This window comes from Planctomycetia bacterium (assembly GCA_021413845.1).
GTDB lineage: Bacteria > Planctomycetota > Planctomycetia > Pirellulales > PNKZ01 > PNKZ01.
This window is the reverse complement of the sequence record JAIOPP010000129.1, coordinates 1-26,988: the sequence shown is the minus strand read 5'-3', so window position 1 is coordinate 26,988 and position 26,988 is coordinate 1. Positions and strand designations below refer to the sequence as shown.

Here is a 26,988-nt window from a genome sequence, read left to right as displayed (position 1 = left end):
GTTACGGCACGTGGAACGTGCCTACTACTTTGGCTGCTGGTTTGCCGTCTTCGGATTCGTTATGCTAACCCTCCATGAACGCCCCCTCCGAAGCATCGCAAAATCGCCCCTTATCACGCAGCCCCGAACTGATGTCGGCCGACGATACCGGCTTGCTCGTGGTCGACGTGCAGGGGAAGCTCATCACGCTGGTGCCGGATCATGCCCGCATCATTTGGAACATCCGTCGCCTGATCGATGGGGCCGACATCTTGCAAGTCGCCAAGGCCGCAACCGAGCAATATCCGCAAGGGCTCGGCCCGACCGTTCCGGAGCTGGCCGAGAAGTTTTCGTCGATCCCGAGCAAGACGGCATTCAGTTGCGGCGAGTGCGGCGCGCTGTTTCGAGAGTGGATCGAGCGGGGCATTCACAAGGTTTTGCTCGTCGGCATCGAAGCGCATGTCTGCGTGCAGCAAACGGCTTTCGATCTGATGACGCACGGCTTCCGCGTGTTCATCGCCGTCGATGCCGTCGGCTCGCGCTTCGACCTCGATCGCGAGACGGCCTTGCGCCGACTCGACTCCTCCGGCGCGACGCTCACCACCACGGAAGCGGCCCTCTTCGAATGGTGCGAACGCTCCGGCACGCCGGAGTTTAAAGCGATCAGCAAGCTAGTCAAAGAAAAAGGCCCCAAGCCGCCGCAGCCGATCGGCTTCTAACGATTTCCCCGGTCGCCTCCTCTTCACTTATCATTTATCACTTAGCACTTAGCATTTCTATGTCGCTCCCTCCGCCGCTCAATCCTCCGGTTCGTTTGTTGCTCGGTCCCGGCCCTAGCGAAATCCATCCGCGCGTGCTGCGAGCCTTGGGCGCGAACACCGTCGGGCACTTGGACCCCTATTACCTGACGCTGATGAGCGACATGCAACAGATGTTGCGCACGCTCTTTCGCACGACGAACCCGATGACCATGGCGATCTCGGCGACCGGCTCGGCGGGCATGGAAAGCACGGTCGTCAACTTGATCGAGCCGGGCGATTCGATGATCGTCTGCGTCAACGGCGTGTTCGGCGAACGAATGGTCGATGTCGCGAGCCGCGCGGGGGCCGCCGTGACGCGGGTCGATCGGCCGTGGGGCGAGATCTTCGAGCCGAGCCACCTCAAGGAAGCGCTCGCGAAGGCCAAGCCGAAGGTCGTCGGCATCGTCATGGCCGAAACCTCGACCGGCGCTTGGCAACCGATCGAAGAGATCTCGAAACTCGTTCACGATGCAGGCGCGCTGCTTCTGGTGGATGCCGTGACGGCGCTCGGCGGCGTGCCGGTCGAAGTCGACAAGTGGGAGATCGACGCCATCTACAGCGGCTCGCAGAAGTGCTTGAGCTGCCCGCCGGGCTTGTCTCCCGCTTCGTTCAGCCCACGCGCGCTGGATGTGATTATGAATCGGAAGACGAAGGTGCAAAGTTGGTACCTCGACGTCTCGATGCTCGCCAAGTATTGGGGCCAAGAGCGGGTCTACCATCACACCGGCCCGATCAACATGACCTATGGGCTCTACGAAGCCCTGCGGATCGTGCTGGAAGAAGGCCAAGACGCGGCCTTCGCGCGGCACCTGCTGAATCACCAGGCGCTCAAGGCCGGACTCGGTGCGATCGGCATCGGCTACGCCTCGGCCGAGGGGCATCAATTGCCGATGCTCAACGCCGTGCATATTCCGGCGGGCATCGACGACATGAAGGTCCGCGGAGCGCTGTTGAACCGCTTCGGCATCGAGATCGGCGGCGGGCTCGGAGCGTTTAAGGGGAAGGTCTGGCGCGTCGGCCTCATGGGACATGGCTCGCGGCCGGCAAGCGTTTATTCGTTCCTCGGGGCGCTGGAACAATTGCTCGCTGAGCAAGGATACAAATTCGATCGCGGAGCTTCCGTGGCGGCGGCTTCGGAGGTATATCAAGCGGCGCTGTAGGAGTCGCGAACCCGCCGGCGTTGGTGCGATAAGTTGCGATAGGGTATGAGCTTATAGAAGCAGCCGCGACAGCCTTCCTTTTTGCTTGCGACCGCTCGCCGGCATTGCTATGCTTGCGACCGTTCAGGTCGTCGGAGAACAGGCAACACGGAGGCTGCCATGCTCGTACTCACACGTCGCGTCGGGGAAAGTATCCGCATCGGGGACGACATCGTCGTCACGCTCGTCCAGATCGGGCCGGGCAAGGTGAGGCTCGGCATCGAGGCCGCACCGGACGTCGTCATTCTGCGCGAAGAGTTGCTAGACCGGCCTTCCACGCCGGCCCCCCTCTCGGTCGCCGACCCAACGAGCGAGGCCGCTACTGCGTCGCCGCTTCGTCTTTGAGCCCGAGGGCGTCGCGAATTCCTTTTTCGAGCAACTTCGCGCTCTCTTCGTTGCTGCCGACGAAGATCAACCGAACGATTCCTTGCCGGTCGATGAGCACTGCCTGCGGAATGCCCGACACGGCGTACTTCGTCGACAGGTCGCGGTCGGGCATGACGGCGATCCGATGTTTCAGCTCATGCCACTTGGCGAAAGCCGCGGTGGCGACATCTTCCTCGGCCGGCGGCAAGTTCTCGACACGCTTGATGCGATGGGTCTCCGGATTCCAATCGTAGCCGTAGCGCGTCGTGCTGCCGATGATGACGAGCCCTTTGTCGGCGTATTTGTCGTGCCACTCGCGCAGGTGCGGAAATGTGGCGAGGCACGGTCCGCACCAGACGGCCCAGAAGTCGAGCAACACGACTTTGCCGCGCAGCTCTTCCGGCGTTAAAGGAGAGCCGTTGAGCCAAGTCGCTTCGACGATCGGGAAGTAAGGCCCGCCGAGCAGCGCGTCGCGCTTCTTCGCCAACTCCATGCGCGCGCGTAAGGATGCGAGCCCTTTTTTCGCGTTGTCTCCGGCGGGCTTGAGCGGTTCGCTTGCGAGCGTGAGCTTGCCGAGCTTGGCATCCCAAGCGGAAAGCACTCCTTCGGCCTCGGCATACTTATGATTGTTGGTGAGCAGTAAAACGTAGGCGGCGACGGTGAACGAGGTGTTGCTGAGATACTGATTCAGCTTTTCCGGCGCAACGTCGCGATTGATCATCGCTTTCAATTCCGCGATCGCGTCCTCTGTTTTTTCCAAGTGCCCGAGCGAGAGGACGAGCTTTTGCTGCGAAGCATAATCATCGGCTCGCGATTTTATCGCGAGCCGAGCCTGACGGACGCAGTCTTCGAAGCGGTCGAGAATAAAATAGATCTTCGTCAGCTCATCGTGCTCGGTCGACTTGCCGGCTTCGGCCGCGAGCGCCAGCCGCGCGAGGGCTTCGTTCCGCTTGCCGACGATCATGGTTTGCAACGCCGCATCTCGACCGGTTTGCTTCATCGCATCGGCGAACTCGGCATTAATCTTCGAGACCCGCTCGCTGAGGGTCATCCGCTGCACCAACGTCGGCCCCTCGGCGGCGAGACCGAGCGAACAGCATGACGTGCCGAGGAAAACCGCGATTAGCAGACGATTCATGTCACTTCGACCTTGGCTCATAAAAGACGATCAGCGGCAAGCGCTCTCTATGCTAGATTAAGCCGCAGGGCTTGTCGAAAGCTTTTCTCCTAGTGAGTGCCCAGGCGGAATGTCGATGCTCGCGAACCACAAGGTTTGATCCGCGCTCCCACGGCCGAGGAAACGATGCGCTGGATTCAACCCCTACTCTATCTCTGGGCCCTCCCCACGACTCTGCTCGGCCTGCTCCCTGCGCCGATCGTGTTGCTGCAAGGGGGCACGGTTCGCTGGGTGAGGGGAGTCTGCGAGATCGAAGGAGGGATCGTCACCAAGTTACTCCGACGCGGGCTCCCTTGGGTCGGCTCCGGAGCGGCGATGACGCTCGGCCACGTAGTCTGGGGCTGCGACGCCTACTGCCTCAACTATAGCCGCGCCCACGAACGGGTACACGTGCGCCAATACGAACGCTGGGGCCCCTTCTTTCTCCCCGCTTATCTATTGGCGAGCCTCGTCGCCTACTTGCGCGGACTCGACCCCTATCGCGACAACCCCTTCGAGCGCGAAGCCTATGGCGAGGCGCCGTAGAATAGAATGAACCGCGGACTTCCTACGTCACGACTTGCCGAACATCGTCGTTCGGACGATACCAGTGTGTCATTGCAGGCACTTGCCTCGTTCGGCGTTCGGCGGCAGAATCGTTTCTTCGCTCGTTCGCATCGATCACGCCCTGCTTTGGAGCCTTGGCCCGATGGCTGCCGATCTTTCGCTTCGTCATGAACTCGTCGGCGATTTGTTTTCGATCCCCCAAAGCGCGGCCGAATGGGACCGCTATCGGCTCACCGACGAGCAGGTCGCGTCGTTTCATGAGAACGGCTACTTGGCGGGCGTGCGCATGCTCGACGACGAGCAGGTCGAGCAGCTTCGCAAGGAGTTGACCGATTTGTTCGACCCGACGCTCGACGGCAACGAGCTCTTTTACGAATACCATACGAACGAGTCGGCCGATCCGAGCAAGGTGCTGTTTCACGCGCTCGGTGCGTGGCGGATTAGGCCGGGCTTTCACGATATCTTATGGAACCCGCGGTTCACGATGGCCGCTTCGCAATTGCTCGACGGTGCGGTTCGCTTCTGGCACGACCAACTCTTCTGCAAGCCGGCGCTCGACGGCGGCGTCGTGGCTTGGCATCAAGACTATTCGTATTGGACGCGCACCGTGCCGATGGCCCATCTCACTTGTTGGATCGGTCTCGACGATGCGACCTCGGAGAACGGCTGCCTGCAATACATTCCGAAAAGCCACACATGGAACTTGCTGCCGATCACCGGCTTGGCCGGCAAGATGGATGCCATTCGCAAGGTGCTTTGCGACGAGCAGATGGCGCAGTTCAAGCCGGTCGCCATCGAGTTGAAGAAGGGAGAATGTGCGTTCCACCATCCGCTCCTCATTCACGGCTCGCAAGAGAATCGGACTGATCGGCCGCGCAGAGCGGTCGTCATCAACGCGATTCGCGACGGCGTTCGTTCCGCTTCCGACGAGCCGCTGCTTAAGGGCGTGCCGAGCGTGGCCGCGGGCTCGCCGATCGCGGGACGATTTTTTCCGCTGCTCAAAGCGTAATTCGCAGGGAGCGTGAAGCTTCCCGCCTCGTTTCTCGGCCCTAGCTTAGCGCAAGGCGAAACCTTACGATAGTTATTCGCGCAGGTCTCGGTTTTCGGCGGCCGGCGAAGTTCGGAAATCGGTCATTCGGCGGTAGGAACGGCTATGAATAAGACGATTGCTCTCGTGCTCGGCGGCGGACGCGGAACCCGGCTCTTGCCGCTGACGAAGTTTCGCTCGAAGCCCGCCGTGCCGTTGGCCGGAAAGTATCGTCTGATCGACATTCCGCTATCGAACTGCATCAACAGCGGGATGAACCGGATCTACGTCCTCACGCAGTTCAACTCCGTCAGTTTGCACCGCCATATTCGCCGCACGTACAACTTCGACGCCTTCAGCGACGGCTTCGTCGAAATCTTGGCGGCGCAGCAGACCAACGAAAAAGAGATCTGGTACCAAGGGACCGCCGACGCCGTGCGGCAACACTTGCGATACCTGCAGCAGCCCGGCATCGACTACGTGCTGATTCTGTCGGGCGATCAGCTTTATCACATGAACTACAACGAGATGCTCGAGACGCATAAGCGGCTTAAGGCCGACGTGACGATCGCCGCTCTGCCGGTCGATCGGAAGCAAGCCTCGGGCTTCGGCGTGATGCGGCTCGACGACAACGGCCGCGTTCTCGGTTTCTTAGAGAAGCCGAAGACCGACGAAGAGGCGCAAGCATTCCGCACCGATCCGGCTTGGATCGACGCCCGCGGCATCCCGAGCAAAGGGCGCGACCTGCTCGCCAGCATGGGCATCTACGTGTTCAATCGCGACGTGCTCGTCGATGTGCTGACGAAAACCAATTACGCCGACTTCGGCAAGGAAATCTTTCCGGCCTCGATTCGAACGCGCAAAGTCTCCGTCCACCTTTTCGACGGCTACTGGGAAGACATCGGCACGATCCAATCGTTCTTCGAGGCCAATCTGGCGCTCGCACAGAACAGTCCTTCGTTCGATCTGATGTCGGGCGATTCGCCGATCTTCACCCGCTCGCGCTCGCTCGCGCCGACGCGCATCGAAGGGGCGACGATTCGTCAAAGCCTCATCGCCGACGGGTGCCACATCGACGAAGGGGCTGTGATCGAGAACAGCGTCATCGGGCTTCGTTGCCGCATCGGCAAGAACGTCCGAATCCGCAATACGATCGTGATGGGTCACGACTTCTTCCAAGAGCCCGACCAGATTGCGGCCGATCATGCGCGCGGTGTGCCGCCGATGGGAATCGGCGAAGGGACGATCATCGAGCGGGCCATCATCGACAAGAATTGCCGTATCGGCCGCAACGTGCATATCGTCAACGATCGCGAACTTCGCGACCGTGCCGACGACGGCACCGCGGCCATTTGCGACGGCATCATTTGCGTCGTCAAAGAAGCAACGATGGCCGATGGTTGGCGGTTGATGTAGTCGCCGTTGGAAACGCCGAAATAGCGAGTGTTGGTCTCTTTCGTTCACCCGATCAGTTTGTTGCCCGAGTCAGGAACTTCGCCATGACCACCGATCCGAGTCCTCCGATCGCCGCTACGAAGCGCGTGCTCCTAGTCGACGACGATTACGAAATCATCGACTCGCTCCGCATGCTGCTCGAAGCGAAAGGCTATACGATTCTCGTTGCTCGCGACGGCAACCAAGGGCTTGCGATGGCCGAGCGCGAAGACCCCGACTTGATGATCCTCGACATGATGATGCCGAAGCGCAGCGGCTTCTTGGTGCTGGAAAAACTCCGCCGCACACGGCCCGTGCCGATGAAGATCATTATGATCACGGCCAACGAAGGCTCGCGGCACAAAGCCTATGCGGAAATGCTCGGCGTCGACGATTACATCCGCAAACCGTTCGCAATGGACCGCTTGCTGGAGAGCGTCGAGAAGCTCATCGGCAAAGGGAAATAGCGAGGGGAAGTGGTCGGTGATCAGTGGTCGGTGGTCAGTTTTCGGATGTCTATGACGGGGGCTTATCTTCAACTGACCACTGAACACCGACCACTGACCACTTCCCCGCCTGTGAAACATTTCACGGTTAACCCGCGATGGTTATGTCGCCGGCCAAGTGTCTTATTTCCGGCTGTGTCAGTTGGAAATTCGTAACTTGTTCGTCATTTCTTTTTCATCGTGCCCAAACGATTGCGCCAACGGCACTTCGCATCACGAAGCCTGATCCGAAGCGCGCTCTTTAGCAGACTTCGCGCAACTTCGCTCTTGCCGCAATTTATGTGTCTGCCGATACTGAAAACAGGGACAGGTGCCGGGCATGAAGCCCGCCTACGGCGAGTGCAAGAAGCACGACCTGCGAGTTTTCGGCCCGCCTAGCCCAGTTCCGGGTGTTCTTTTCCAAGTTTGCTCACTCTGAGCGGATCCGACCCGGAATCGTCGTTTTTACGACCTAAGACGCTTTGGATCTTGCCCAGGGGATCGTTCTGCGCATAGCGCGAAAAGCCATGGAGTATCCGTGCTTTTTTGCGGCCGGTTTCCCGTTGCGGAGTCTTGTTTCGGAAGTCTGAACAGGTTCGTGGACAAGTTGAAATCACACTTTCTCCTCCAAGGAGGAATGCCATGAGCAGTGGAAGCTCGATCATCTCACTGATCGCCGAACGGCAAGATCTCGATCAGTTCCGCAAGAAGAACTGGATCGGATCGTTCGAGGAATATCTCGATCTCGTCAAGCACGACCCGAAGGTGACGCGCAACGCCTTCGTGCGCGTGTACGACATGATCGTGTCGTACGGCACCGAAACCTACGAAGTGAACCGTGAACGGCGCGTGCGCTATCGCTTCTTCGACGATCCCGATCACGCCGGCGACGATGCCGTCTTCGGCCTGGAAGACTCGCTGACGGCCTTGGTGAACGCCTTGAAAAGCGCCGCCAAAGGCTACGGCGTCGAGAAGCGCGTGCTGCTGATGCACGGTCCGGTCGGTAGCAGCAAAAGCACGATCGCGCGGCTCTTGAAGCACGGCCTCGAGCGCTACACCGCGAGCGACGACGGAGCGCTCTACACGCTCGGCTGGGTCGACTTGGAGAACGCGGAGAATATGCATTGGTGCCCGATGCACGAAGAGCCGTTGCATCTGGTGCCGCATCGCTTCCGAGCCGACGTGGCGGCCAAGCTCAACGAAGCGCATCCCAACGGCGAAGAAGACTTCCGCGTCAAGATCAACGGCGAGCTCTGCCCGTTCTGCCGTTACATCTATCACGAACGCTTAGCGCAGTACGGCGGCGACTGGACGCGCGTCGTGCAAGACGTGCGCGTGCGTCGTCAACTGCTCAGCGAAAAAGATCGGATCGGCATCGGCACGTTCCAACCGAAAGACGAAAAGAACCAAGACTCGACGGAACTGACCGGCGACATCAACTACCGTAAGATCGCGCTGTACGGCAGCGACAGCGATCCGCGCGCCTTCAACTTCGACGGCGAATTCAACGTCGCCAATCGGGGCATCATCGAGTTCGTCGAAGTCTTGAAGCTCGACGTCGCGTTCCTCTACGACCTGCTCGGCGCCAGCCAAGAACATAAGATCAAGCCGAAGAAATTCGCGCAAACCGATATCGACGAAGTCATCATCGGCCATACGAACGAGCCGGAATATCGTCGACTGCAGAACAACGAGTTCATGGAGGCTCTGCGCGACCGCACGATCAAGATCGACATTCCGTACGTGTCGAAGCTGAGCGATGAGATCCACATCTACGAGAAGGACTACAACCGCGGCAAGGTGCGCGGCAAGCATATCGCTCCGCACACGATCGAAATGGCCGCGATGTGGGCCGTGCTCACGCGTCTGGAACCCCCGAAAAACGCCGGCTTGAGCCTCTTACAGAAGCTCAAGCTCTACAACGGCAAGTCGCTTCCCGGCTTCACCGAAGACAACGTCAAAGAATTGCGCGAGCAAGCCACGACGGAAGGCTTATTCGGCATCTCGCCGCGCTACGTGCAAGACAAGATCTCGAACGCATTGGTCTCGCATCCCGATGCGAAGTCGATCAATCCGTTCATGGTGATTAACGAGCTCGAAGCCGGCTTGAAGCATCACAGCCTCATCACGAACGAGGAAACGAAGACGCACTACCGCGAGTTGCTCTCCGTCGTGAAGGAGGAGTACGAGAACATCGTGAAGAACGAAGTGCAACGAGCCATCGCAGCAGATGAAGATGCGTTGAAGCGGATGTGCGCGAACTACATCGACAACGTCAAAGCTTACACGCAGCGCGAAAAAGTGAAGAACAAGTTCACCGGCCAATACGACGAACCCGACGAACGGCTGATGCGCTCGATCGAAGCGAAGATCGACGTGCCGGAAAGCCGCAAAGACGACTTCCGTCGCGAGATCATGAACTACATCGGCGCGTTGATGATCGACGGCAAGACCTTCGATTACAAAACGAACGAGCGCCTCTATCGGGCCCTCGAGCTCAAGCTGTTCGAAGACCAGAAAGACACGATCAAGCTGACGAGCCTGGTCTCGAACGTCGTCGATGCCGATACGCAGGCGAAGATCGACGTCGTGAAAGGCCGGCTCATTCGCGACTACGGCTACGACGACGAAAGCGCAACCGACGTGTTGACGTATGTCGCCAGCATCTTCGCGCGCGGCGACGTGAAGAAATAAACCGCAACGACGACCTGCTGAGACATGCGAACCGTATAGAAACTAGAGGAATCACAAGCCGGACGATCGATCGAGACTAGGATTGCTTGCGCGATCGTTCCGGCAAGAGATGAAAGGGCCCGATGCTTCGACGTCGAATCGAGCCGCGATAACGAGAGCGACCATGGCCGGTCGCCCGGCAGCGAGTTCGGCGTCCGCTGGATCGAATGAGGGCACGCACACATGACGATGAAAATCGACAACGACCTTTCGCGATTCCGACAGATCGTGAAAGGAAAGATTCGTGACAACCTAAAAAAGTACGTCACGCACGGCGAAATGATCGGCCGCAAAGGAGGCGACCTGGTCAGCATCCCGATTCCGCAACTCGACGTGCCCCACTTTCGCTACGGCAAGAACGGCTCCGGCGGCGTCGGCCAAGGTGCCGGAGAAAAGGGAACGCCGGTCGGCAAAGGCGAAGACGAGCAGCCGGGCAGCGGCAAGGCCGGCGGAGATCCGGGCGGGCACATCGTCGAAGTCGAGGTCTCGCTCGAAGAGCTCGCGGAGATCCTCGGCAACGAGTTGCAATTACCGCGGATCGAACCCAAGGGAAAAGACAACATCACGACCGAGAAGGTCCGCTACTCGAGCATTCGCTCAACCGGCCCGGAATCGCTACGCCACTTCCGTCGCACCTACATGCAGGCGTTGAAACGGCAAATTTCGTCGAAGACGTACGATGCCGTAAGCCCGATGATCGTGCCGATCCGAGAAGACAAGCGCTACCGATCGTGGTCGACGCATCCGTTGCCCGACGCCAACGCCGTCGCGATTTACGTGATGGACGTATCCGGCTCGATGACCGACGACCAGAAGTCGATCGTGCGCACGGAGTCGTTCTGGATCGACACCTGGCTGCGGAGCCATTATCCAGGCCTAGAACGGCGCTACATCATCCACGATGCCGCGGCGCAGATCGTCGACGAGCATACGTTTTACCACACGCGCGAAAGCGGCGGCACGCGGATCAGCGCGGCATACAAATCGGTCATCGAGCTGTTAACGACGTCGTTCAACCCCAGCGAGTGGAACGTCTACGTCTTCCAATTCTCCGACGGCGACAATTGGGGCGAAGACAACCAGCAGAGCCTCGCGATGCTGCGCGAGCATATTCTGCCGAAGGTCAATCTCTTCTGTTACGGACAAGTCGAAAGCCCTTACGGCAGCGGCGAGTATTTGCGCACGTTGCGTGGCGCGCTCGGCGAGAAGTTCGACAACCTCGTCTTCTCGGAAATCAAAAACAAAGAAGCGATTTACGATTCGATTAAGCAATTTCTCGGGAAGGGGAAGTAAGTGGTCGGTGGTCAGTGGTCGGTGGACAGCAAGAGAGATACGCGGCGCAAGGAAGCACTTTGCGAGAGCAACTAATCATGTCGCAAGTCAGAGAAATCCCGTTTCCGCCTCATTTGGCCGAGATTCAGCGCCAAATGGAAGGGCATGCGCGCAGCTACGGCCTCGACTTCTTCCCCACGATCTTCGAGCTCGTCGACTGCGATCAGCTCAACGCCGTCGCCGCCTATGGAGGTTTCCCGACGCGCTATCCTCACTGGCGATGGGGCATGGAATACGAGCAGCTCTCCAAGGGCTACCACTACGGGCTCCAGAAAATCTACGAGCTCGTCATCAACAACGATCCCTGCTACGCCTACTTGATGACGTCGAACGAGATCACCGATCAGAAGATGGTCATGGCGCATGTCTACGGCCATTGCGACTTCTTCAAGAACAATCTGTGGTTCGCGCATACGAATCGCAAGATGATGGATCAAACGGCGAACAACGGCAATCGCATCCGCCGACACATGGATCGCTACGGCGTCGACACGGTCGAAACGTTCATCGACGCCTGCCTCAGCATCGAAGACCTCATCGACATTCACGCGCCGCACATCAAGCGCCACGACGACAAACCGGAACCCGTGCGGCAACCGCTCGGGCAATACGACGAAGACGACGAAGCGCCGGCGTCCGGCAAGCTGAAGTCGAAAGACTACATGGATTCGTACATCAACCCAAAGCATGCGCTGGCCGCGGAGGCGGAAGCTCGCCTCGCCAAACACGACCAAGCGGGCCGACGCTTCCCGACTCAGCCCGCGCGCGACGTCATGTCGTTCGTCATGGAAAACGCACCGCTCAAGGCGTGGCAGGCCGATGTGCTCGGGATCATCCGAGACGAAGCCTACTACTTCGCGCCGCAGGCCCAAACCAAGATCATGAACGAAGGTTGGGCCAGCTATTGGCACAGCACGATCATGACGCGCCACGGCATGGCACCGAGCGACTTGATCTGCTACTGCGATCATAACGCGGGGACGCTGTCGACTGCCGGCGGGCGATTCAATCCCTACAAGATCGGCGTCGAACTCTATCGCGACATCGAAGAACGATGGAATCGGGGCCAATTCGGCAAGGAATACGACGACTGCGACGATCTCGACGCCAAACGCCGCTGGGACACGAAGGCAGGCTTAGGCCGTCAGAAAATCTTCGAGGTTCGTCGGGTCTACAACGACCTCACGTTCATCGACAGCTTCCTGACGCTCGACTTTTGCCGCCGACATCGGCTCTTTAGCTTCGGTTTCAACCAAGGGAGCGATCAATACGAGATCGAGAGCCGCGAGTTCCCGCTGATTAAAGAAAGATTGCTTTTTAATCTAACGAACGCCGGCCGGCCGATTATTCAGATAGTCGACGGCAACTACAAGAACCGCGGGGAGCTCTACCTCGAACACTTGCATAACGGCGTCGATCTGCAAATGAACTATGCCCGTGATACGTTGACGAACCTTTGTCGATTGTGGGCCCGACCGGTCCATATCGAAACCACGTTGGACAATGCGAAGGTCGTGCTGTCGTACGATGGCACGCAACATACGCAGCGGGCATGCGAGGCTTAACGAAAGATGCGAACCGATCCGGCATGCCGGATGCAGTGAGAGGGATTCGAGGAAGAGCGCGCGAGCGTCGTTTTACGAAGTAGGCGTGGCAATAAGCCGGCAGCCCATGGCTCATCCGGCGTTTCGAGAAGAGTGACGGCTATGAACTTAGGGACAAATTCATTCACGACGTCTCCCACGACGCCGTTCATCGTGACCACTTCGCAAATCAACGACCGCATCGAAGCGGCCGTCGAACGTGCGGCCCAGGTCGGGAGTTTTCCGACGACGATCGACGAAACGGCAGGCACCGCGCGCATCGGTTGCGAGCTACTCGCCGCCGAAAAGCTCGCCTGCGCGTTCGAGCGACTCGAAGTGTGCAACGAGCGCTGGAAGACCGCTCCGCTTGCGCAAGTGAAGCGGATCGCCGAAGCGCTCGCCGGCCGATTGACATACTTGCTCGAACCGATTCGGACGATCGAGACCGATGCCGATACCTGCACGGTGCAAATGCGGTCGTCGCCGCCGCGACGTGCCGACGACGGCAGCCGCACTTATTACGAGCTCCAAGTCTGCGGCGGCGGGAAGCTGAGCCTCGGCCGCTACGAGAAGCAGCCCGATCAATCGCGCCGGCCGGTGCCGATCCAGCTGACGCGCGAAGTGTTCCGGCATCTCACGACCGACTTCATCGAAGCGGCCGGCTGATTTCCCGACTTACACCAACGGCGACGCCAACTCCATCAGGAAGCGATTTTGCTTCGATTCGTTTTGCCGGTTGAGCGTCGGTGAATAATCGCGCACGTCGACGGTTTTGCCGTCGGCCTTGAATTCCAGAAGCCGAAGCCAGCCATCTCCGCCGTGCGGCTTCATCTGGAAGTTGACGAGCACCTGCGGCACCTCGCGTCCGCCAGGCGTCTTCGAGACGATCCGCGCAAGGCCGTCGTTCAGCACATGGCCGTTGAGCGTGAGCACGAAGTTCTCATGCTTCGAAACGAGCTTTTGCCACAGTTGCTCGCCGTCGTTCACGTCGTCGGCCGTCGCCGCGGCGACTTTATAATCGTGCGGGTTCCACTTCTGGTCTTTCCCGCACTTCGCCCAGTCGTAACGAGTCTCGTCGTAGTACATATACGCGTGCGTCAACAGCACGATCGATTTGTCCTTATTCGCCGCGGCGACTTCATTCGCCCAGCGAACCACATCGTTGCGAGGACCGAACTCCAACGAGAGCACCAGAAAATCTCGGCCTCCTGCTGAGAACAGTTGGTAGCTGTTCTCCATCCGCTCCGGTTCTCGATCGTAGCTGCCGCCGAAATTCTTCGTGGCCCGAAACAGCGAGGCCGGGAAGTATTCGTTGTAGAGCGTCGTCCGATCGGCGCAGGCTCCCATCTCGCTGTAGTCGTGGTTGCCGAGCGTCAGGAAATACGGCACGATTCCATCGAGCTTGCGCATCGCCTGCTGCGCGACTTTCCATTCGGTAGGCGTGCTCTTGTTCGTGATGTCGCCGAGATGAAACACGGCCGCGATCCGGCGCTCTTTCGCATTCGCCGCGATCCACTCCGTCTGAGCGTAATACTGCTCCGGAAATTTTTCGCTGTAGTGCTGCGTGTCGGGCAGCACGACGACCGTAAACGAATCCGCAGCCGGCTGCGGCGGCGCTCCCTCGACGAAGACGGCGTCGAGGTAAGGATCGACCTTCGGCGCAACAGGCTTGGCGGCGGTCTCAGGCTTTGCCGTATCGGGCTTGGCGGCAGTCGTGGGCTCCGCTCCCTCGACCTGCCACGGCGTAGCCAAACTTGCCGACAGCGCCAGCGCGGCTCCACGTTCGAGCAATGTGCGACGGGATATCTCGGACATGCGAAACCTCAGGAAAACTAGGCGGGGCGACGGCGAGCGGCAGGCGGCTACGCACTCTAACCAACCGCCGAACCGCGAGCAACAATTTCTCGCTACACGGCTCCTCTGCATGGCGTTTCGGCGCACGATTCACTCGCTACATGGCCCACTCGTTCACGCGCTCGCGGATTGGTATGATAATGCCCGTGCGTGAGAAGTTCGTGAACGTCGCATTCCCCGGTTCGTTTTGTTTTGAGGATTTGCCGCAATGTCTTACGGTCCCCCGTCGGGTCACACTCCTGCCGCTTCCGGTCATGGCACTCGTCCCGGCGCCGCAGCGCCGAGCACCGAGGTTTCGCTCACCCCGCCCGATGCTTGGCACTGCACGCACTCGTATTACCGTTTCAACCGCGCAGCGCTCAAGGGCTTTACGGCGGCGGAACTCGCCGAAGGTCGCAAAGCGTTTGCCGAGGTGCTCAATCCCGCGGCTGCCGATCAACCGATTCGGCTACAAACGTCGATCGCCGGCGGCCATCGTGCCGACTTCGGCTTGATGATCTTGGACCCATGCCCGTTGAAAGTCGACTCCGTGCATCAGAAGTTGCTGGCGTCTCCTTTGGGAGCCGCACTGGAAGCGACGTACTCCTACGTGTCGATCACGGAAGTTTCGGAATACGTGCCGACCGTCGAGCAATACGGTCGCCGGCTCATCGACGAAGGGGAAGACCCGACCGGTCCGGCTTATGCCGCGAAGCTGAAAGCGTATGAGAACCGCGAAGTGATGATGCGCAAGCAACGGCTCACGCCCGACTTTCCTGCGTGGCCGAACACCTGCTTCTACCCGATGAACAAGAAGCGGAAGACGCCGGAGAACTGGTTTTTGCTCCACTTCGACGAACGGAATCGCCTGATGGCCGAACATGGCCGGAGCGGCATGAAGTTCGGCGGCAAGGTCACGCAGCTCATTACCGCCTCCGTCGGACTCGACGATTGGGAGTGGGGCGTCACGCTCTGGGCCCGCAACCCGGCGTTCCTTAAAGAGATCGTCTATACGATGCGTTTCGACGAAGCCAGCGCACGTTACGCGGAGTTTGGACCGTTTTATGTGAGCTATGTGGCGACGCCTGAGAAGGTGCTGGAGCATTGCCGGATTCCATCGGAGTAACATCAGCCGAGGGCGGTGTCGGCGTTGAGACGACGACCGGCGATTCTGCCGCGAAGATCGGAGCGGCAGTCGTCTTTGCCGTGACGGGTGCGGCCACCGGAGTAACAGGGCTCGCAACGACCGCTTTCTCCGCCGCAGACTTCGTCGTCGCACCTACCGGTGTGCTCGGCTTCGCGTCGGCCGGCTTTTCGCCTGCTGCCGGCTTTTTGTCGAGCTTCGGTTTGAGGAAGATCAGCACCTTCGTCTTCTCGGGCGGAATGTTGTCGGTAAACGCCTCGAACAAGAGCGAGGAGTTCGCCGCCGAGCTTTCGACCGGCACGTCGAGCATCGCGCTCGGAAAGTTCGAGATGCAAATCAGGTCGCCATCTTCCGCCTGATAGTGGCGCTTGTTGTCTTGCGGATCGACCCAAAAGCCGCTGCCGCCGAAGACCCAAGGATATTTCAACGCTTCGCCCGTCTTGGCGTTCTTCACCCATTCTCGTGCGTCTTTACGTTGCTTCTTGCCGGCGGCGTCGGTCCATTCGACGAGCACTTCGACCTCGGTGCCACGCGCCGGAGTGAACTCCGGAACGAACTTCGCCGGGTTCCCGACCGTCGCGCCGCAAGCCAGCAGCCCGGCATGCACGACGTAGGCCTTCGTCTCGACCGAGACCACGGCCTCGTGTTCCTTCGTATTCTTCAAGCAAGCCAACAGCTCCAGTGGACCGCGACGAAGCACGATTTCGCCTCGCAACACAAGCTGCTTATTCGGCAGATCGATCCAGACCTGCGCAGCCGGAGAGAGCCGCTTGAGCCCCGGCAGCGGCGGCTCTTGGTCGGCGCTCGGGGTCGCTTCGGCGTTGTTCGATTCGGCCGGCGCGGGATCGGCCGCGCGGAGCATCGACACGACCGTCGTCAGCCCTAACGTGCCGACGAAAACCGCCGTTTGCGATAACACGGCTAAGCGAGAAATGAGACGCTCCATCGCGCGGGCTCCTTGGCTATCTGGTCGGCAAAGCGGTATATTCAGCTAGCACGACGCGGCACCTGCCGCTCGCCGTTAAGTATTGCTGGGTTGCGGTCATCGTATCGCATTTCCAACATTGCCGCCAATTCCGAAATCTTCGCCGCTGCGAAACCATTCGGCCCACCGCTGAGCCAATATGTCGACAACAAGCCCTACGCGACGCAATCGTTCCGAATCTTTCGAGAACGGCCAACCTGAAACCTCGGCCGCTGAACAAAAGCCGACACCACCGGTCGTTCCGCAAGCGGAGTCGCCGCCGCAGAGTGAATCTTCCCCAGAGCCGATCGCGGCCCTTCCGGCCGATATCGTCCGCGAAGCGTATCTGACGCGGCCCGATCGACTCCCCTGTTTCTACGACGGCACCGCTCCGAAACTCGATGCGCGGAACCGGAGCGCAGCGATGCGCAGCGCCGCGCTCGATATGGAAACGACCGATCCGGAAAACGCCGCGTCGATTCGCAAGCTGGTGAAACGAACCTTGCGCCGCGATGGCCGACCGACGACAGAGAAGCGAGGCTTTCCGAAGCCGGCCGCTTCCTACCACAGCGAGGCCGACCAACTCAGCGTCTTGCGCACCGATTGGACCGAGCAGGGAGTGCAAGTCGCGATCGATTGGTCGACGCCGGCGATGCGCATCGAAATGCTGTCGGGCAACAAGGCGATTTTAGACGGCCGGATCCCTCCGCGCGTCCGCGTCGGCGGCTCCGCTTGCGATCCGGTCGGCCCTTGGGAAGAAGTCTGTTGGGAGTCGAATGTCGACGTCGATTATCTCGAGCTCGAAATTGCGCTCGCCGGCGACGTTCGAGTCCAACGGCAAATCATCCTCACGCGCCGCGACGGCTTGCTGTTCATGGCCGATGCCGTCATCTCGCCGACGGTGACGAACTTGGCGTGCGAGTTGGCGCTGCCGTTGGTCAAGGCGGGTGCTTTCACGCCCGCAACGGAAACGCGCGAAGCGACGCTTCAGATCGGCAAACGAAAACTGCTGTTGCTGCCTCTCGCGCTCAAAGAATGGCGGACGGAAAGTTGCCTCGGCGACTTGAACTTCGATCATGGAAACGTCGTCTTGCGGCAACAAGCCGTAGGGGCGGAAGCTCTGTATGTGCCGATCTGCTTGGTCTTCGACCGCAAGCGTTCGAAGCGCGATTGCACCTGGCGGCGGCTGACCGTCGGCGAGAACCTGAGGCTGGTGCCGCCGTACGAAGCTTGCGGCTATCGTTGGCAACTCGGCAAAGAACATTGGCTCGTCTACCGCTCCCTCTCCGAACGGCGCGCAAACCGAACGCTGCTCGGGATCAACCTGCAAACCAACTTCTTGCTCTCGCGATTCACCACCGCCGGCGAGAGCGAACCGCTCATCGAGATCGACGACTAAGATCGCTTGCGCAGTCCCTTTTCGCACCGCTTCTCGCACGATCGCTCATGTCCGACGCCCACGCCGAACGAATCGTAGCGAACCTGGCCTCGGTGCGCGAGCGCATCGCCGCCGCCTCGATCGGCGCGGGCCGGTTGCCCGCGGAGGTTCGCTTGGTCGCGGTGACGAAGTATGTCGACCTCGCCGCGACGAAATACCTGATCGAGGCGGGATGTCTCGACCTCGGCGAAGCCCGACCGCAGAAACTTTGGGATAAAGCCGCAGCGCTCGACGGGCTCGGCGTCCGTTGGCATCTCATCGGCCAGTTGCAACGGAACAAAGTTCGCCGCACGCTGCCGCTCGCGCATCTCATTCACGCCGGCGATTCCGAACGATTGCTCGCTGAAATCGAGCGCGAAGCCGCGGCGCTCGAGCTCGACACGACTTCCGTATTACTCGAAGTCAACGTATCGGGCGACGTCGCGAAGCACGGCTTCGCTCCGAAACAACTCGAGCCGCTCTTAGACAGGTTCGCGAAGTTGCCGCATGTCGCCGTGCGAGGCTTGATGACGATGGCCGGTTTAAATGCCGACGCCGATGGCGAGCGACGGCAGTTCGCCGAACTGCGAGAACTGCGAAACAAGCTCCGCTCGCAATGGTCGGGCCGATTCGCTTTCGACGAGCTCTCGATGGGAATGAGCGGCGACTTCGAAGCGGCGATCGCCGAAGGGGCGACGATGGTCCGGGTCGGCTCCGCGCTGTTCGAGGGAATCGCGACCGGCGATGCGAGTTGATTTCGGCCGTTAGTCTTCGATGCGAATTTCGAGAATCTTGAACTTCATGGTCCCGGCGGGGACTTCGATCTGGACCTTTTGCCCAACCTTCTTCCCGACCAAGCCTTGAGCCAACGGGCTCGTAATCAAGATCTTTCCTTCGTCGTAGTTCTCGTCGCCGGCGCCGACGAGAATGAACGTCTCTTCGTCGCCGAATTCGAGATCCTTCACGACGACGGTCGCACCGAAGCGGACTTCATCTTTCGGCAAGGCCGCGGTGTCGATGATCTGCGCTCGGCTCAGCTTGTCGCGCAGCATGTTGATCTTGGCTTGCAACATTCCTTGGCTCTCGCGGGCGCCGTGGTATTCGGCGTTCTCTTTGAGATCTCCTTCGGCGCGCGCTTCGGCGATGTTCTTGGCGATCTTCGGCATGTCGACGTCTTCGTACTGCTTCAGTTCGGCCATGAGCTTGTCGTAACCGGAGCGGCTCATCGGAATGTATTCGGACATAGTAGCGACCTCGACAACCGTCAAAAAAAACGACCTCGTCCGAATGGATGAGGCCGCAACCGTCTTATTGTGACTGGAACGAATCGGACTGTAAAGAGCCGGAACCGCCGTGAAGCCCGCACGCTTCGACCTGCCATCGCGCGGCGCTCGGGACAACCGCTACTTCTTGCCGCGCTTGCGATCCTGACCGATCGAGCGATCTTCCGCAAAGTAGAGCATCCGTCCGCAAACCTGACATTGGACGATCTTGTCCATCATCAGCGTGCTCATCGTGTTCGGAGTGAGATTCTGATAACAGCCGCCGCAATGCTCTCCATCGACCACGGCCATGCAATCGGCACCCATGTCGCGGACTTTACGCGTGTAGGTTTCGCGCAAGTCGTCGGGCAGGCCCTTTTCCGACTCGATCAATTGGGCTTCGAGTCGCTTAAAATCGGCTTCGAGCGAACCTTGTTCGTCGCGCACTTTTTGCTGTACGCGATTGACTTCTTCCTTAGCTTTCACAAGCACCGCTTCGGCCGCCGCGACGACCTTCTTCGAATCTTCGATCTTTTGTTCGAGCTCGAGGATTTCGTCTTGCAGCACGCTGCCCGACATTTGATCCGCGGCGATCTGATCTTTCAAAGCTTGATATTCGCGGTTGCTTTTCGACTGATTCAGCTTCGTCTTCAAGTCCAGCATTTTCGAATCACCGGACTTGAGCTGCAAATTCTTGGCATCCGACGCCATCTTCAGCGCCTTTTGCTCGTTCTTGAGCCGCGTCGCTTCAGCTTCGCTTCGCGCCACGTTGAGCTCATGGGCCTTCACTTGCCGGGGACCTTTTTCGATCCGCTCGCGCAAATCTCCCAGTTGGATATGGATGCGATGTAGTTCTCGCAAGACGACGGCGTAACTCATGCTGAACGGTCGCTCCGCGCGTGAATAAATGTCCGGGCGTTCGGGACCGTTGAGTATAACAAAAACGCCGCCGGTCGTGCGACCGGCGGCGTTAAATTGCCTGAACTCGTCGATTCGGCGAAAATCTTCGCTTACGACGTTAAAGCGAGGCCCGAGAGGAAGCCTTCGAGTTGTTGGCTGTGAACCGGATGCTGCAGCTTCCGAACCGCTTTGGCTTCGATCTGGCGAACCCGCTCGCGCGTGACCTTGAAGATGCGGCCGACCTCTTCCAAGGTGTAGGTGTAGCCGTCGCCGAGACCGTATCGCAGGCGAATGATTTCCCGTTCGCGATACGTGAGGGTCTTCAGCAGTCCTTCGATCTTATCGCGGAGCATCACTTGCGAAGCGCTCGTGATCGGGCTCAGCGTGTTGTCGTCTTGGATGAACTCGCCGAAAGCGGCATCTTCGCTTTCACCGATCGGCCGATCGAGGCTTACCGGCTGACGCCCGATGCTCATCACGCGCTTCGTTTCTTCGATGCTCAAGTCTGCGGCGATCGCCGTTTCTTCGGTCGTCGGTTCGCGGCCGAGTTCTTGTTGCAATTGCTTCGACACGTTGCGAAGCTTCGACAACACGTCGATCATATGCACGGGAATGCGAATCGTGCGCGCCTGATCGGCGATGGCCCGCGTAATGGCTTGGCGAATCCACCAAGTGGCGTACGTCGAGAACTTGTAGCCGCGACGATATTCGTATTTATCGACGGCCCGCATCAAGCCGGTATTGCCTTCTTGGATCAAGTCCAAGAAGCTCAAGCCCCGGTTGCGATACTTTTTGGCGATCGAGACGACGAGCCGGAGGTTGCCGCCGGAGAGTTGCCGCTTCGCCGCTTCGTATTCGCGGAACTGCACGCGAATACGAGCGAGCTTGATGCGCAACGTCTTCGGAGCTTCCAACGTCGAGAGCATGAGATCGCGCAGCTCTTTGCGAAGATTCGCGCGATCGTCTTTCGCAGCCGTGTTGCCGTCGAGTTGACCGATCTTTAGCTTGAGCGAGTCCATGCGCGTAAGCATGGTTTCCAGTTGACGAATCATCGGCTGCACGCGCCGCGTGCGCAAGCTGAGCTCTTCGACGAGCGTCAGCGATTTGCGCCGGCGCGAAAGCAATTGTCGTCGATAACGCTTCCGATCTTCGAACGACGTGCCGCGGCTGAGGCAGCGTTTGAAGTCGGTTCGATTTTCCTTGAGCAAGCGTTCGAGCGTCGAAAGATTGTGCGGCATCCGCTGCAGAATCTGTTCTTTGGTCAATTGCTCGGTCAGCGAGACTTTAATCGTGCGATCGAACGGCAACGATCCGTCGCGCACCTTTTTCAGCGTTTCCACGGTGCTATGCAGCGCGAAATGCGAGCTGAGCAAACTGCGGCGAAAGCGCTTCCGCGTGACTTCGATCTTCTTGGCAAGAGAAATTTCCTGCTCGCGCGTCAGCAGCGGAATTTCCGCCATTTGAGCGAGATATAGGCGAATCGGGTCGTCGCTCCAACGAGGCGAATCGCCGAGGCCCTTCTTTTGCGCAATGCTGCGTGTGGGGCCGAGTTCTTCTTCCGGCTCGACGGCGGCGACGTCGACGCTCCCTTTCGCTGCCGGAGCTTCCGTGACGAGCTCGATCCCCATTTCATCGAGCGCGATGAGCAGGTTGTCGAGCTTCTCGGGGTTGACCGCTTCGTCGGGCAAGTAGTCGTTCACCTGATCGTAGGTGAGGTAGCCTTGCGCTTTGCCCGTCGAAATCAAAACCTGTAGATCTTTGTCCGAATAGTCCACGCGATATCCCTCCCGTTCGTGGTTCTTAGACAATCGATTATGGTCACCGAAACGGCCGAATCAAGCGTGCGATTTGGGCCGGCCTGCAGTGACCGCCGCGTCCGAACATCCTACCCATCCATGGGTGCGGAAATGCCTTGGCGGCTGCGCTCACGCTCGTGCAATGCTTTGAGCCGAGCGACTAATTCTTCCTCTCTCTCAATTGAATCTTTAGAGCCCGATTCGGCAATCGCAGTTCTGCGCGGTCGTCGAAAAGCGAGCGACTGATCTTGCAATACTCGCACTAGCTCCGATAGCTCTTGCGAAGTAGCGGCACGCGCCTTAATTCTTCTGCCTTCATCGAGATCGATTAAAAAGTTCTTCGCCCGCGCATCGTCGAACTCCAACATCAGCCGATCGAAGTCGGGCAAAATCCCTTCTTCGCTGATCCGGAATGCCGCTGCGAGAATCACGCGATGCGCCGGATGACGCAACTCTTCCACCGCGACCAACGTCTTCAACTCGGCGATATGCTCCGGCGCATGCACCGCGATCTCCAGCAACCACCGCTCGGCTTGGGCATATTTCGGCGAATCGAAAAGCTGCTCGTCGGGCACCGGGGTGAACGGCGATTCCACTTCAGGTACGGCAGGTTTATCGCTATTCGAGCGCGATTCGTAGGCACGCGGCTTCGTTGCCGTGCGGCGCATCGCCGCGAGGCGCTGCCGAATCCGTTCTTCGGAAATGCCGGAAAGCTGTGATAGCCGCACCAGCGTTTGGTCTTCGCGCATCTTTGCGGCCGAGTCGGGGCTATCGGCCAAACGAGGCGCTTTCGCCAACACGCCGAGTATGCTTTCCAGGGCTTGGCTGATCTGATGCGTGCTCGGCTGCGATCCGAGTCCGGCCGTGACGGAGTAAAACTTATGATCGAGCGCATCGATCGCGTCCCCCATGAGCGACTCCATCGCAGCGGAGCCGTGCTGCAACAAGAAATCGGCCGGGTCGAGTTCATCCGGCAACGTCAGCACGCGCAAGTCGACTTGCTCGGCGACGAACAATTCCAAGATCTCATCCGTTCGCTTGCGCCCCGCCTCGTCGCCGTCGAGCACGAGCACGATCCGATCGGCAAAGCGCTTCAACAGCTTCACATGCCGTTCGCCTAATGCCGTGCCGAGCACGGCCACGGCGTTCTTGAACCCACACTGATGCGCAATGACGACGTCGGTGTAGCCCTCCATCACGACGGCCGTGCGCGTCCGCGTAATCGCTTCTTTCGCGTGGTCGAGCGCGTAGAGGAGGCTGCTCTTTTGGAACAGGGCCGTTTCCGGAGAATTGACGTATTTCGCGGGGCTATCGTCGGAAATACCCGGCAACACGCGGCCGCCGAAACCGACGGGCCGACCCTGCGGATCGCGAATCGAGAACAATACGCGACCGCGAAATCGGTCGTAGTGGCCGGGGCCGTTGGTTCGTTCGCCGATGAGGCCGGCGCCGATGAGCGTGCGTGCCGAGAACGCCGTCTTGCGAGCTTCTTGCACGAGCCAGTCCCAACGATTCGGCGAGTAGCCGCAATGGAAGTGATGGATCGATTCGTCGGTAATGCCGCGCTCGGCGAGATAGCGCCGCGCAGGCTCCGCCTCGGGATCGTTCAAGAGATAGGCCTGAAAACGCTGCTCGGCCCAAGCCAGGGCTTGCAGGAGCTCGCGTTTATCGTCGACCGGTGCCAGGGAGCCGTCGGGCGAACGTTTCGGCTCGAGCTTAATGCCGGCCTTGTCGGCGAGAAGCTGAACCGCTTCCGGGAAGTCGATCCCTTCCATCTTCATGATAAAGCTGAAGATGTCGCCGCCGATGTCGCAGACCCAACACTTAAACGATTGCCGTTCGGCGTTGACCTGTAAGCTCGGCTTCGTGTCGTCGTGCCAAGGGCAGAGCGCCTTGTAGCCGCGCCCTTCACGGCGCAACGGGAGATAGTCGCCGACTAGCTCGACGATGTCGACCGCCTGACGGACCCGAAGTTTGGCGTCGGCCCAATCGAACGACACGTGCCCCTCCCCCTTCCCACGACTTCACGCGATCCGAAGACTGTCATTACGCCGCCATTGTAGCACGACGCTGAGAGCAGTCGACGATCCGCTTCTGCGAGCGTTTCGACCGAAAAAAACGATCGATCCGGCCCGTGAAGGGCGGGATTATAGAAACGGCTGGAAAGCGGGTCAATAACGGAATAAACCGCCGGCAATGCGAGGAATGACGGCCGATTTCCGGAGAAATCAATTCTCTCGACGCGCGATTATGCGAGGCCCGGGTCGAGCCCTTCGTTGGGTTCTTCCGGGCGCACCTCGGGCAACTCCGACGGACGCGAATTACTCCGCCGACGTCGGCGATGGCGATGCTCGCCGCTTTCGCTTCGAGTTCGATGCCGGTGGCGATGTCGACGCCTGCGCCGCTTCTTCAAGCCCTGCGGAGTACGGCCGAGGAAGATGGTGAGAAACAGATCGCAGCAGCAACCGAACGCGGCACCGAACACGTCGGCTTGCCAATCGGCCGGGTCCGCCGAACGACCGGTTAACGGCTGCGTCTCTTCATCGATATAGGCGTACGTGATGCAAGAGATAAAGATGAAGACGTAGAACAGCAGCGGAGGATTCACCGTCGGATATTTGCGACGGTGCCAAGCGTCGAACGTCCGGCAAAGCAAGAACGCGAAACCGGCGTAGGCGATGCTATGCACGGTGCCGTCGGTGCCGGGCTCGGGCCGAAGTTCGCGCGGGATCGTATCGCCGGGAAGATGCATCGCCATCACGAGCATCAGCCAATAAAAGCCCGAGACGACCAGCCACAGACTAGCCGTATCGATCGCCGGAGCCGCCGCGCGAGACGAGCGCGATCTCGATCTCGAACTCGAATGCGAGCTCGACGAACGGCGACGGCGGCGACTGTGCGAGGGGGGCATGCGAACTCTCGACTTCTACGACCCGATAACTTGCCGACAAGGCGTTATTCCTATCGGCGAAAAAGGCTCTGTTTCGCTCCTTCGAACGGATCTGCGCCTCCCGCTACCTCCATCGTAACATGCGGTATCCGTGAATACGACGACCGATGTCCCGCTTCTCGATCCGGATGAAATTCGCTTCTTTAAGCCGCTGCTTGCCTCCCGCGCATACAATGCGAGCATGAATTCACGGATCAAAATACCGATCGCCGGGATGACGTGCCGGCGTTGTGCCGACCACGTCGGCGAAGCCTTGCGCGGGGTGCCCGGAGTCGCCAGCGCCGACGTGCTTTTGAGCGAGCACGCCGCCGTGGTGGAATTCGACGCTAACTCGACGAATCGGCCGGCGCTGGCCGAAGCCGTCGCGGCGGCCGGCTATCGTGTGCCCGACGACGAGCGGGCGACCAGAGACGACGCCCGGCCGGCGAGCGAAAATCGACCTCGCGCCGCTCCCGCGCGCACGCAGCGCGTTCGTTTCGCGATCGAAGGGATGCACTGCGCCGCGTGCGTCGGGCGGGTCGAGCGGTCGTTGATGGAAGTCGCGGGCGTGGCGTCGGCCGATGTCAATATGGTGCTCCACGAAGCAACCGTCCGATTCGATGCCGCGCGCACATCGCTCGCGCAACTCGAATCGGCTGTGGCCGGGGCCGGCTACCGCGCAACCCCGCTCGACGATCCTCAATCGGCCGACGAGCGCGCCGCTCGCCAACGACGCCAAGCGACCGGTTGGAAGATCCGTTTTTTCACAGGCCTCGCGCTGTTGCTGCCGCTCGTGATCTTGCACCTCACAGGTGAACCGCACGGCGCTCTCGCGCGCTGGACGATGCTGCTTGCAGCCACGACGACGCTCCTCGTGCTCGGCGCTCCGTACTTTCTCGGAGCTTGGCGACGAACCTGGCAACGCTCGGCCGATATGGACACGCTGATCACGCTCGGAGTCGGAGCGGCGTTCACGGCCGGCGTGTTCGACTTCGCAACGCATCGGCATTCGATGTACTTCATGGATGGAGCGATGATCCTCGTCTTCGTCACGCTCGGCAAATGGCTCGAAGCGAAAGCGAAGCATCGCACCGGCTCCGCGATTCGCCACCTGCTCGAGCTCGCTCCGCTAGAAGCGACGCTCGTCGACGGCGCTCGGTTGCGAACCGTTCGCGTCGAGGACGTCGAGATCGGGACGACCTTGCTCATTCGGCCCGGCGCTCAAATTCCGCTCGATGGGCTCGTGCTCACCGGCACGACCGCGGTCGATCAGGCTTGGCTGACCGGGGAATCGTTGCCGAGCGAGAAGAACCCCGGCGATGAAGTTTTCGCCGGCACCATCAACGGCGCCGGTTCGCTCACCGTTCGAGCGACGCGCCGCGCCGAACAAACGACCCTCGCCAAGACGATTGAACTCGTGCGCCACGCGCAAGAAACGAAGCCGCAGATCCAGCGTCTTGCCGATCGGATCGTGCGCGTGTTCGTGCCCGGCGTGCTCTTAGTCGCAACTGTTACGGCGATCGCCTGGCTCCTAGCGGGCGACTGGCGTACCGGCTTGTCGGCCGCGATCTCGGTGCTGGTCGTGGCGTGTCCTTGTGCGCTCGGCTTGGCCGTGCCGACGGCGATCGTCGCGGCAGCCGGCCGAGGTGCGGAAGCCGGCATCTTAATCAAAGAAGCTTCGGCACTCGAAGTCGCGGCGAGTCTCACGCATGTCGTCTTCGATAAGACGGGAACGCTCACCGAGGGTAAGCCGCGCGTGATCGATCTCGTCGTCGCGAACGCAAGCACCGACGAACGAGAAATCCTCAGCGTGGCTGCCGCCGCACAAAGGCTGAGCTCGCACCCCTTGGCCCGCGCCGTGGTGGAAGCGGCCGAGGAACGAGGCCTCGCGATTCCGGCAGCCGATCGGCTGTCGACGATCGCCGGGCGAGGAATCGTCGCGCATACGGCGACGAGCGAGATTATCATCGGCAACGAGAAGCTGATGGAGGATCGAGGTTTCGATGTCGGGCCGCTCCGTGAACGACTCGCCGCAGCACGGGCCGCAGGGAAAACGCCCCTCTTGGTTGCTGTCGACAAACG

At 59.9% G+C, this 26,988-nt stretch carries 24 protein-coding genes; 15 read left to right on the top strand and 9 right to left on the bottom strand.

Features of this window, described 5'->3' with window-relative positions; translation table 11 throughout:
* Positions 1–74 precede the first annotated feature (74 nt).
* The 3 genes from K8U03_22495 to K8U03_22485 all read left to right on the top strand — a co-directional run bounded on the left by K8U03_22495 (position 75) and on the right by K8U03_22485 (position 2,323).
* The gene (locus K8U03_22495) at positions 75–698 is read left to right on the top strand and encodes an isochorismatase family protein (protein ID MCE9607667.1); all 624 of its coding nucleotides are present in this window, start codon (positions 75–77) and stop codon (positions 696–698) included.
* A gap of 59 nt (positions 699–757) precedes the next feature.
* Positions 758–1,939: an alanine--glyoxylate aminotransferase family protein gene (locus K8U03_22490; GenBank protein ID MCE9607666.1), complete on the top strand. Its 1,182-nt coding sequence runs from the start codon at positions 758–760 to the stop codon at positions 1,937–1,939.
* 159 nt (positions 1,940–2,098) lie between these two features.
* Positions 2,099–2,323, top strand: coding sequence for a carbon storage regulator (locus K8U03_22485; protein MCE9607665.1), 225 nt, complete (start codon positions 2,099–2,101; stop codon positions 2,321–2,323).
* Here K8U03_22485 and K8U03_22480 read toward each other — a convergent pair.
* Positions 2,298–3,482 carry a TlpA family protein disulfide reductase gene (locus K8U03_22480; protein MCE9607664.1) on the bottom strand — a complete coding sequence of 395 codons (1,185 nt, stop codon included), beginning with the start codon at positions 3,480–3,482 and terminating at the stop codon, positions 2,298–2,300. The two genes, K8U03_22485 and K8U03_22480, sit on opposite strands and share 26 nt — an antisense overlap.
* A 165-nt stretch (positions 3,483–3,647) precedes the next feature.
* Between K8U03_22480 and K8U03_22475 the strand changes: the two genes are divergently transcribed.
* From K8U03_22475 to K8U03_22460, 4 genes are all read left to right on the top strand, one after another.
* A complete protein-coding gene (locus tag K8U03_22475) occupies positions 3,648–4,046 on the top strand; it encodes a hypothetical protein (protein ID MCE9607663.1) in 399 nt (132 codons plus the stop codon).
* A gap of 163 nt (positions 4,047–4,209) precedes the next feature.
* A complete protein-coding gene (locus K8U03_22470; protein ID MCE9607662.1) occupies positions 4,210–5,076 on the top strand; it encodes a phytanoyl-CoA dioxygenase family protein in 867 nt (288 codons plus the stop codon).
* A gap of 144 nt (positions 5,077–5,220) precedes the next feature.
* Positions 5,221–6,510 (top strand): glucose-1-phosphate adenylyltransferase, encoded by a 1,290-nt coding sequence (locus tag K8U03_22465; GenBank protein ID MCE9607661.1) that lies wholly within the window; start codon positions 5,221–5,223, stop codon positions 6,508–6,510.
* 83 nt (positions 6,511–6,593) lie between these two features.
* Complete coding sequence (locus tag K8U03_22460) at positions 6,594–6,995, top strand: response regulator (protein ID MCE9607660.1); 402 nt, start codon at positions 6,594–6,596, stop codon at positions 6,993–6,995.
* Between the two features lie 413 nt (positions 6,996–7,408).
* On the opposite strand, the gene K8U03_22455 is transcribed toward K8U03_22460, so the two are convergent.
* On the bottom strand, positions 7,409–7,657 hold the full coding sequence (locus tag K8U03_22455) for a hypothetical protein (protein ID MCE9607659.1): 249 nt from the start codon (positions 7,655–7,657) through the stop codon (positions 7,409–7,411).
* Between K8U03_22455 and K8U03_22450 the strand changes: the two genes are divergently transcribed.
* The 4 genes from K8U03_22450 (at position 7,656) to K8U03_22435 (ending at position 13,327) form a co-directional block, all read left to right on the top strand.
* The gene (locus K8U03_22450; GenBank protein ID MCE9607658.1) at positions 7,656–9,707 is read left to right on the top strand and encodes a serine protein kinase; all 2,052 of its coding nucleotides are present in this window, start codon (positions 7,656–7,658) and stop codon (positions 9,705–9,707) included. The two genes, K8U03_22455 and K8U03_22450, sit on opposite strands and share 2 nt — an antisense overlap.
* Before the next feature lie 222 nt (positions 9,708–9,929).
* Positions 9,930–11,039 (top strand): DUF444 family protein, encoded by a 1,110-nt coding sequence (locus tag K8U03_22445; protein MCE9607657.1) that lies wholly within the window; start codon positions 9,930–9,932, stop codon positions 11,037–11,039.
* Positions 11,040–11,116: 77 nt separating this feature from the next.
* The gene (locus K8U03_22440) at positions 11,117–12,643 is read left to right on the top strand and encodes a SpoVR family protein (protein ID MCE9607656.1); all 1,527 of its coding nucleotides are present in this window, start codon (positions 11,117–11,119) and stop codon (positions 12,641–12,643) included.
* 141 nt (positions 12,644–12,784) lie between these two features.
* Positions 12,785–13,327: a hypothetical protein gene (locus K8U03_22435; GenBank protein ID MCE9607655.1), complete on the top strand. Its 543-nt coding sequence runs from the start codon at positions 12,785–12,787 to the stop codon at positions 13,325–13,327.
* A gap of 9 nt (positions 13,328–13,336) precedes the next feature.
* Here the strand turns inward: K8U03_22435 and K8U03_22430 are convergent, their stop codons facing one another.
* The gene (locus K8U03_22430) at positions 13,337–14,587 is read right to left on the bottom strand and encodes a metallophosphoesterase (GenBank protein MCE9607654.1); all 1,251 of its coding nucleotides are present in this window, start codon (positions 14,585–14,587) and stop codon (positions 13,337–13,339) included.
* Positions 14,588–14,723: 136 nt separating this feature from the next.
* Here K8U03_22430 and K8U03_22425 point away from each other — a divergent pair, with 136 nt between their 5' ends.
* The 3 genes from K8U03_22425 (at position 14,724) to K8U03_22415 (ending at position 18,774) form a co-directional block, all read left to right on the top strand.
* Positions 14,724–15,620: a heme-dependent peroxidase gene (locus K8U03_22425; protein MCE9607653.1), complete on the top strand. Its 897-nt coding sequence runs from the start codon at positions 14,724–14,726 to the stop codon at positions 15,618–15,620.
* A 1,142-nt stretch (positions 15,621–16,762) separates the two neighbouring features.
* Positions 16,763–18,001: a hypothetical protein gene (locus tag K8U03_22420; protein MCE9607652.1), complete on the top strand. Its 1,239-nt coding sequence runs from the start codon at positions 16,763–16,765 to the stop codon at positions 17,999–18,001.
* A 47-nt stretch (positions 18,002–18,048) separates the two neighbouring features.
* Positions 18,049–18,774, top strand: a complete 726-nt coding sequence (locus K8U03_22415) for a YggS family pyridoxal phosphate-dependent enzyme (protein ID MCE9607651.1) — start codon at positions 18,049–18,051, stop codon at positions 18,772–18,774.
* A gap of 9 nt (positions 18,775–18,783) precedes the next feature.
* On the opposite strand, the gene greA is transcribed toward K8U03_22415, so the two are convergent.
* The 6 genes from greA to K8U03_22385 form a co-directional block, all read right to left on the bottom strand.
* Complete coding sequence (gene greA, locus K8U03_22410; GenBank protein ID MCE9607650.1) at positions 18,784–19,263, bottom strand: transcription elongation factor GreA; 480 nt, start codon at positions 19,261–19,263, stop codon at positions 18,784–18,786.
* A 159-nt stretch (positions 19,264–19,422) separates the two neighbouring features.
* Positions 19,423–20,160 (bottom strand): phospholipase, encoded by a 738-nt coding sequence (locus tag K8U03_22405; protein MCE9607649.1) that lies wholly within the window; start codon positions 20,158–20,160, stop codon positions 19,423–19,425.
* A 131-nt stretch (positions 20,161–20,291) separates the two neighbouring features.
* Positions 20,292–21,956, bottom strand: a complete 1,665-nt coding sequence (locus K8U03_22400; GenBank protein MCE9607648.1) for a sigma-70 family RNA polymerase sigma factor — start codon at positions 21,954–21,956, stop codon at positions 20,292–20,294.
* A gap of 110 nt (positions 21,957–22,066) precedes the next feature.
* Entirely contained in the window at positions 22,067–23,977 is a 1,911-nt protein-coding gene (gene dnaG, locus K8U03_22395; protein ID MCE9607647.1) for a DNA primase, read from the bottom strand.
* 248 nt (positions 23,978–24,225) lie between these two features.
* A complete protein-coding gene (locus K8U03_22390) occupies positions 24,226–24,735 on the bottom strand; it encodes a VanZ family protein (protein MCE9607646.1) in 510 nt (169 codons plus the stop codon).
* A gap of 43 nt (positions 24,736–24,778) precedes the next feature.
* Positions 24,779–24,928 carry a hypothetical protein gene (locus K8U03_22385; protein MCE9607645.1) on the bottom strand — a complete coding sequence of 50 codons (150 nt, stop codon included), beginning with the start codon at positions 24,926–24,928 and terminating at the stop codon, positions 24,779–24,781.
* A 90-nt stretch (positions 24,929–25,018) separates the two neighbouring features.
* Between K8U03_22385 and K8U03_22380 the strand changes: the two genes are divergently transcribed.
* On the top strand, positions 25,019–26,988 hold a 1,970-nt coding region (locus K8U03_22380), incomplete at its 3' end, for a heavy metal translocating P-type ATPase (GenBank protein ID MCE9607644.1).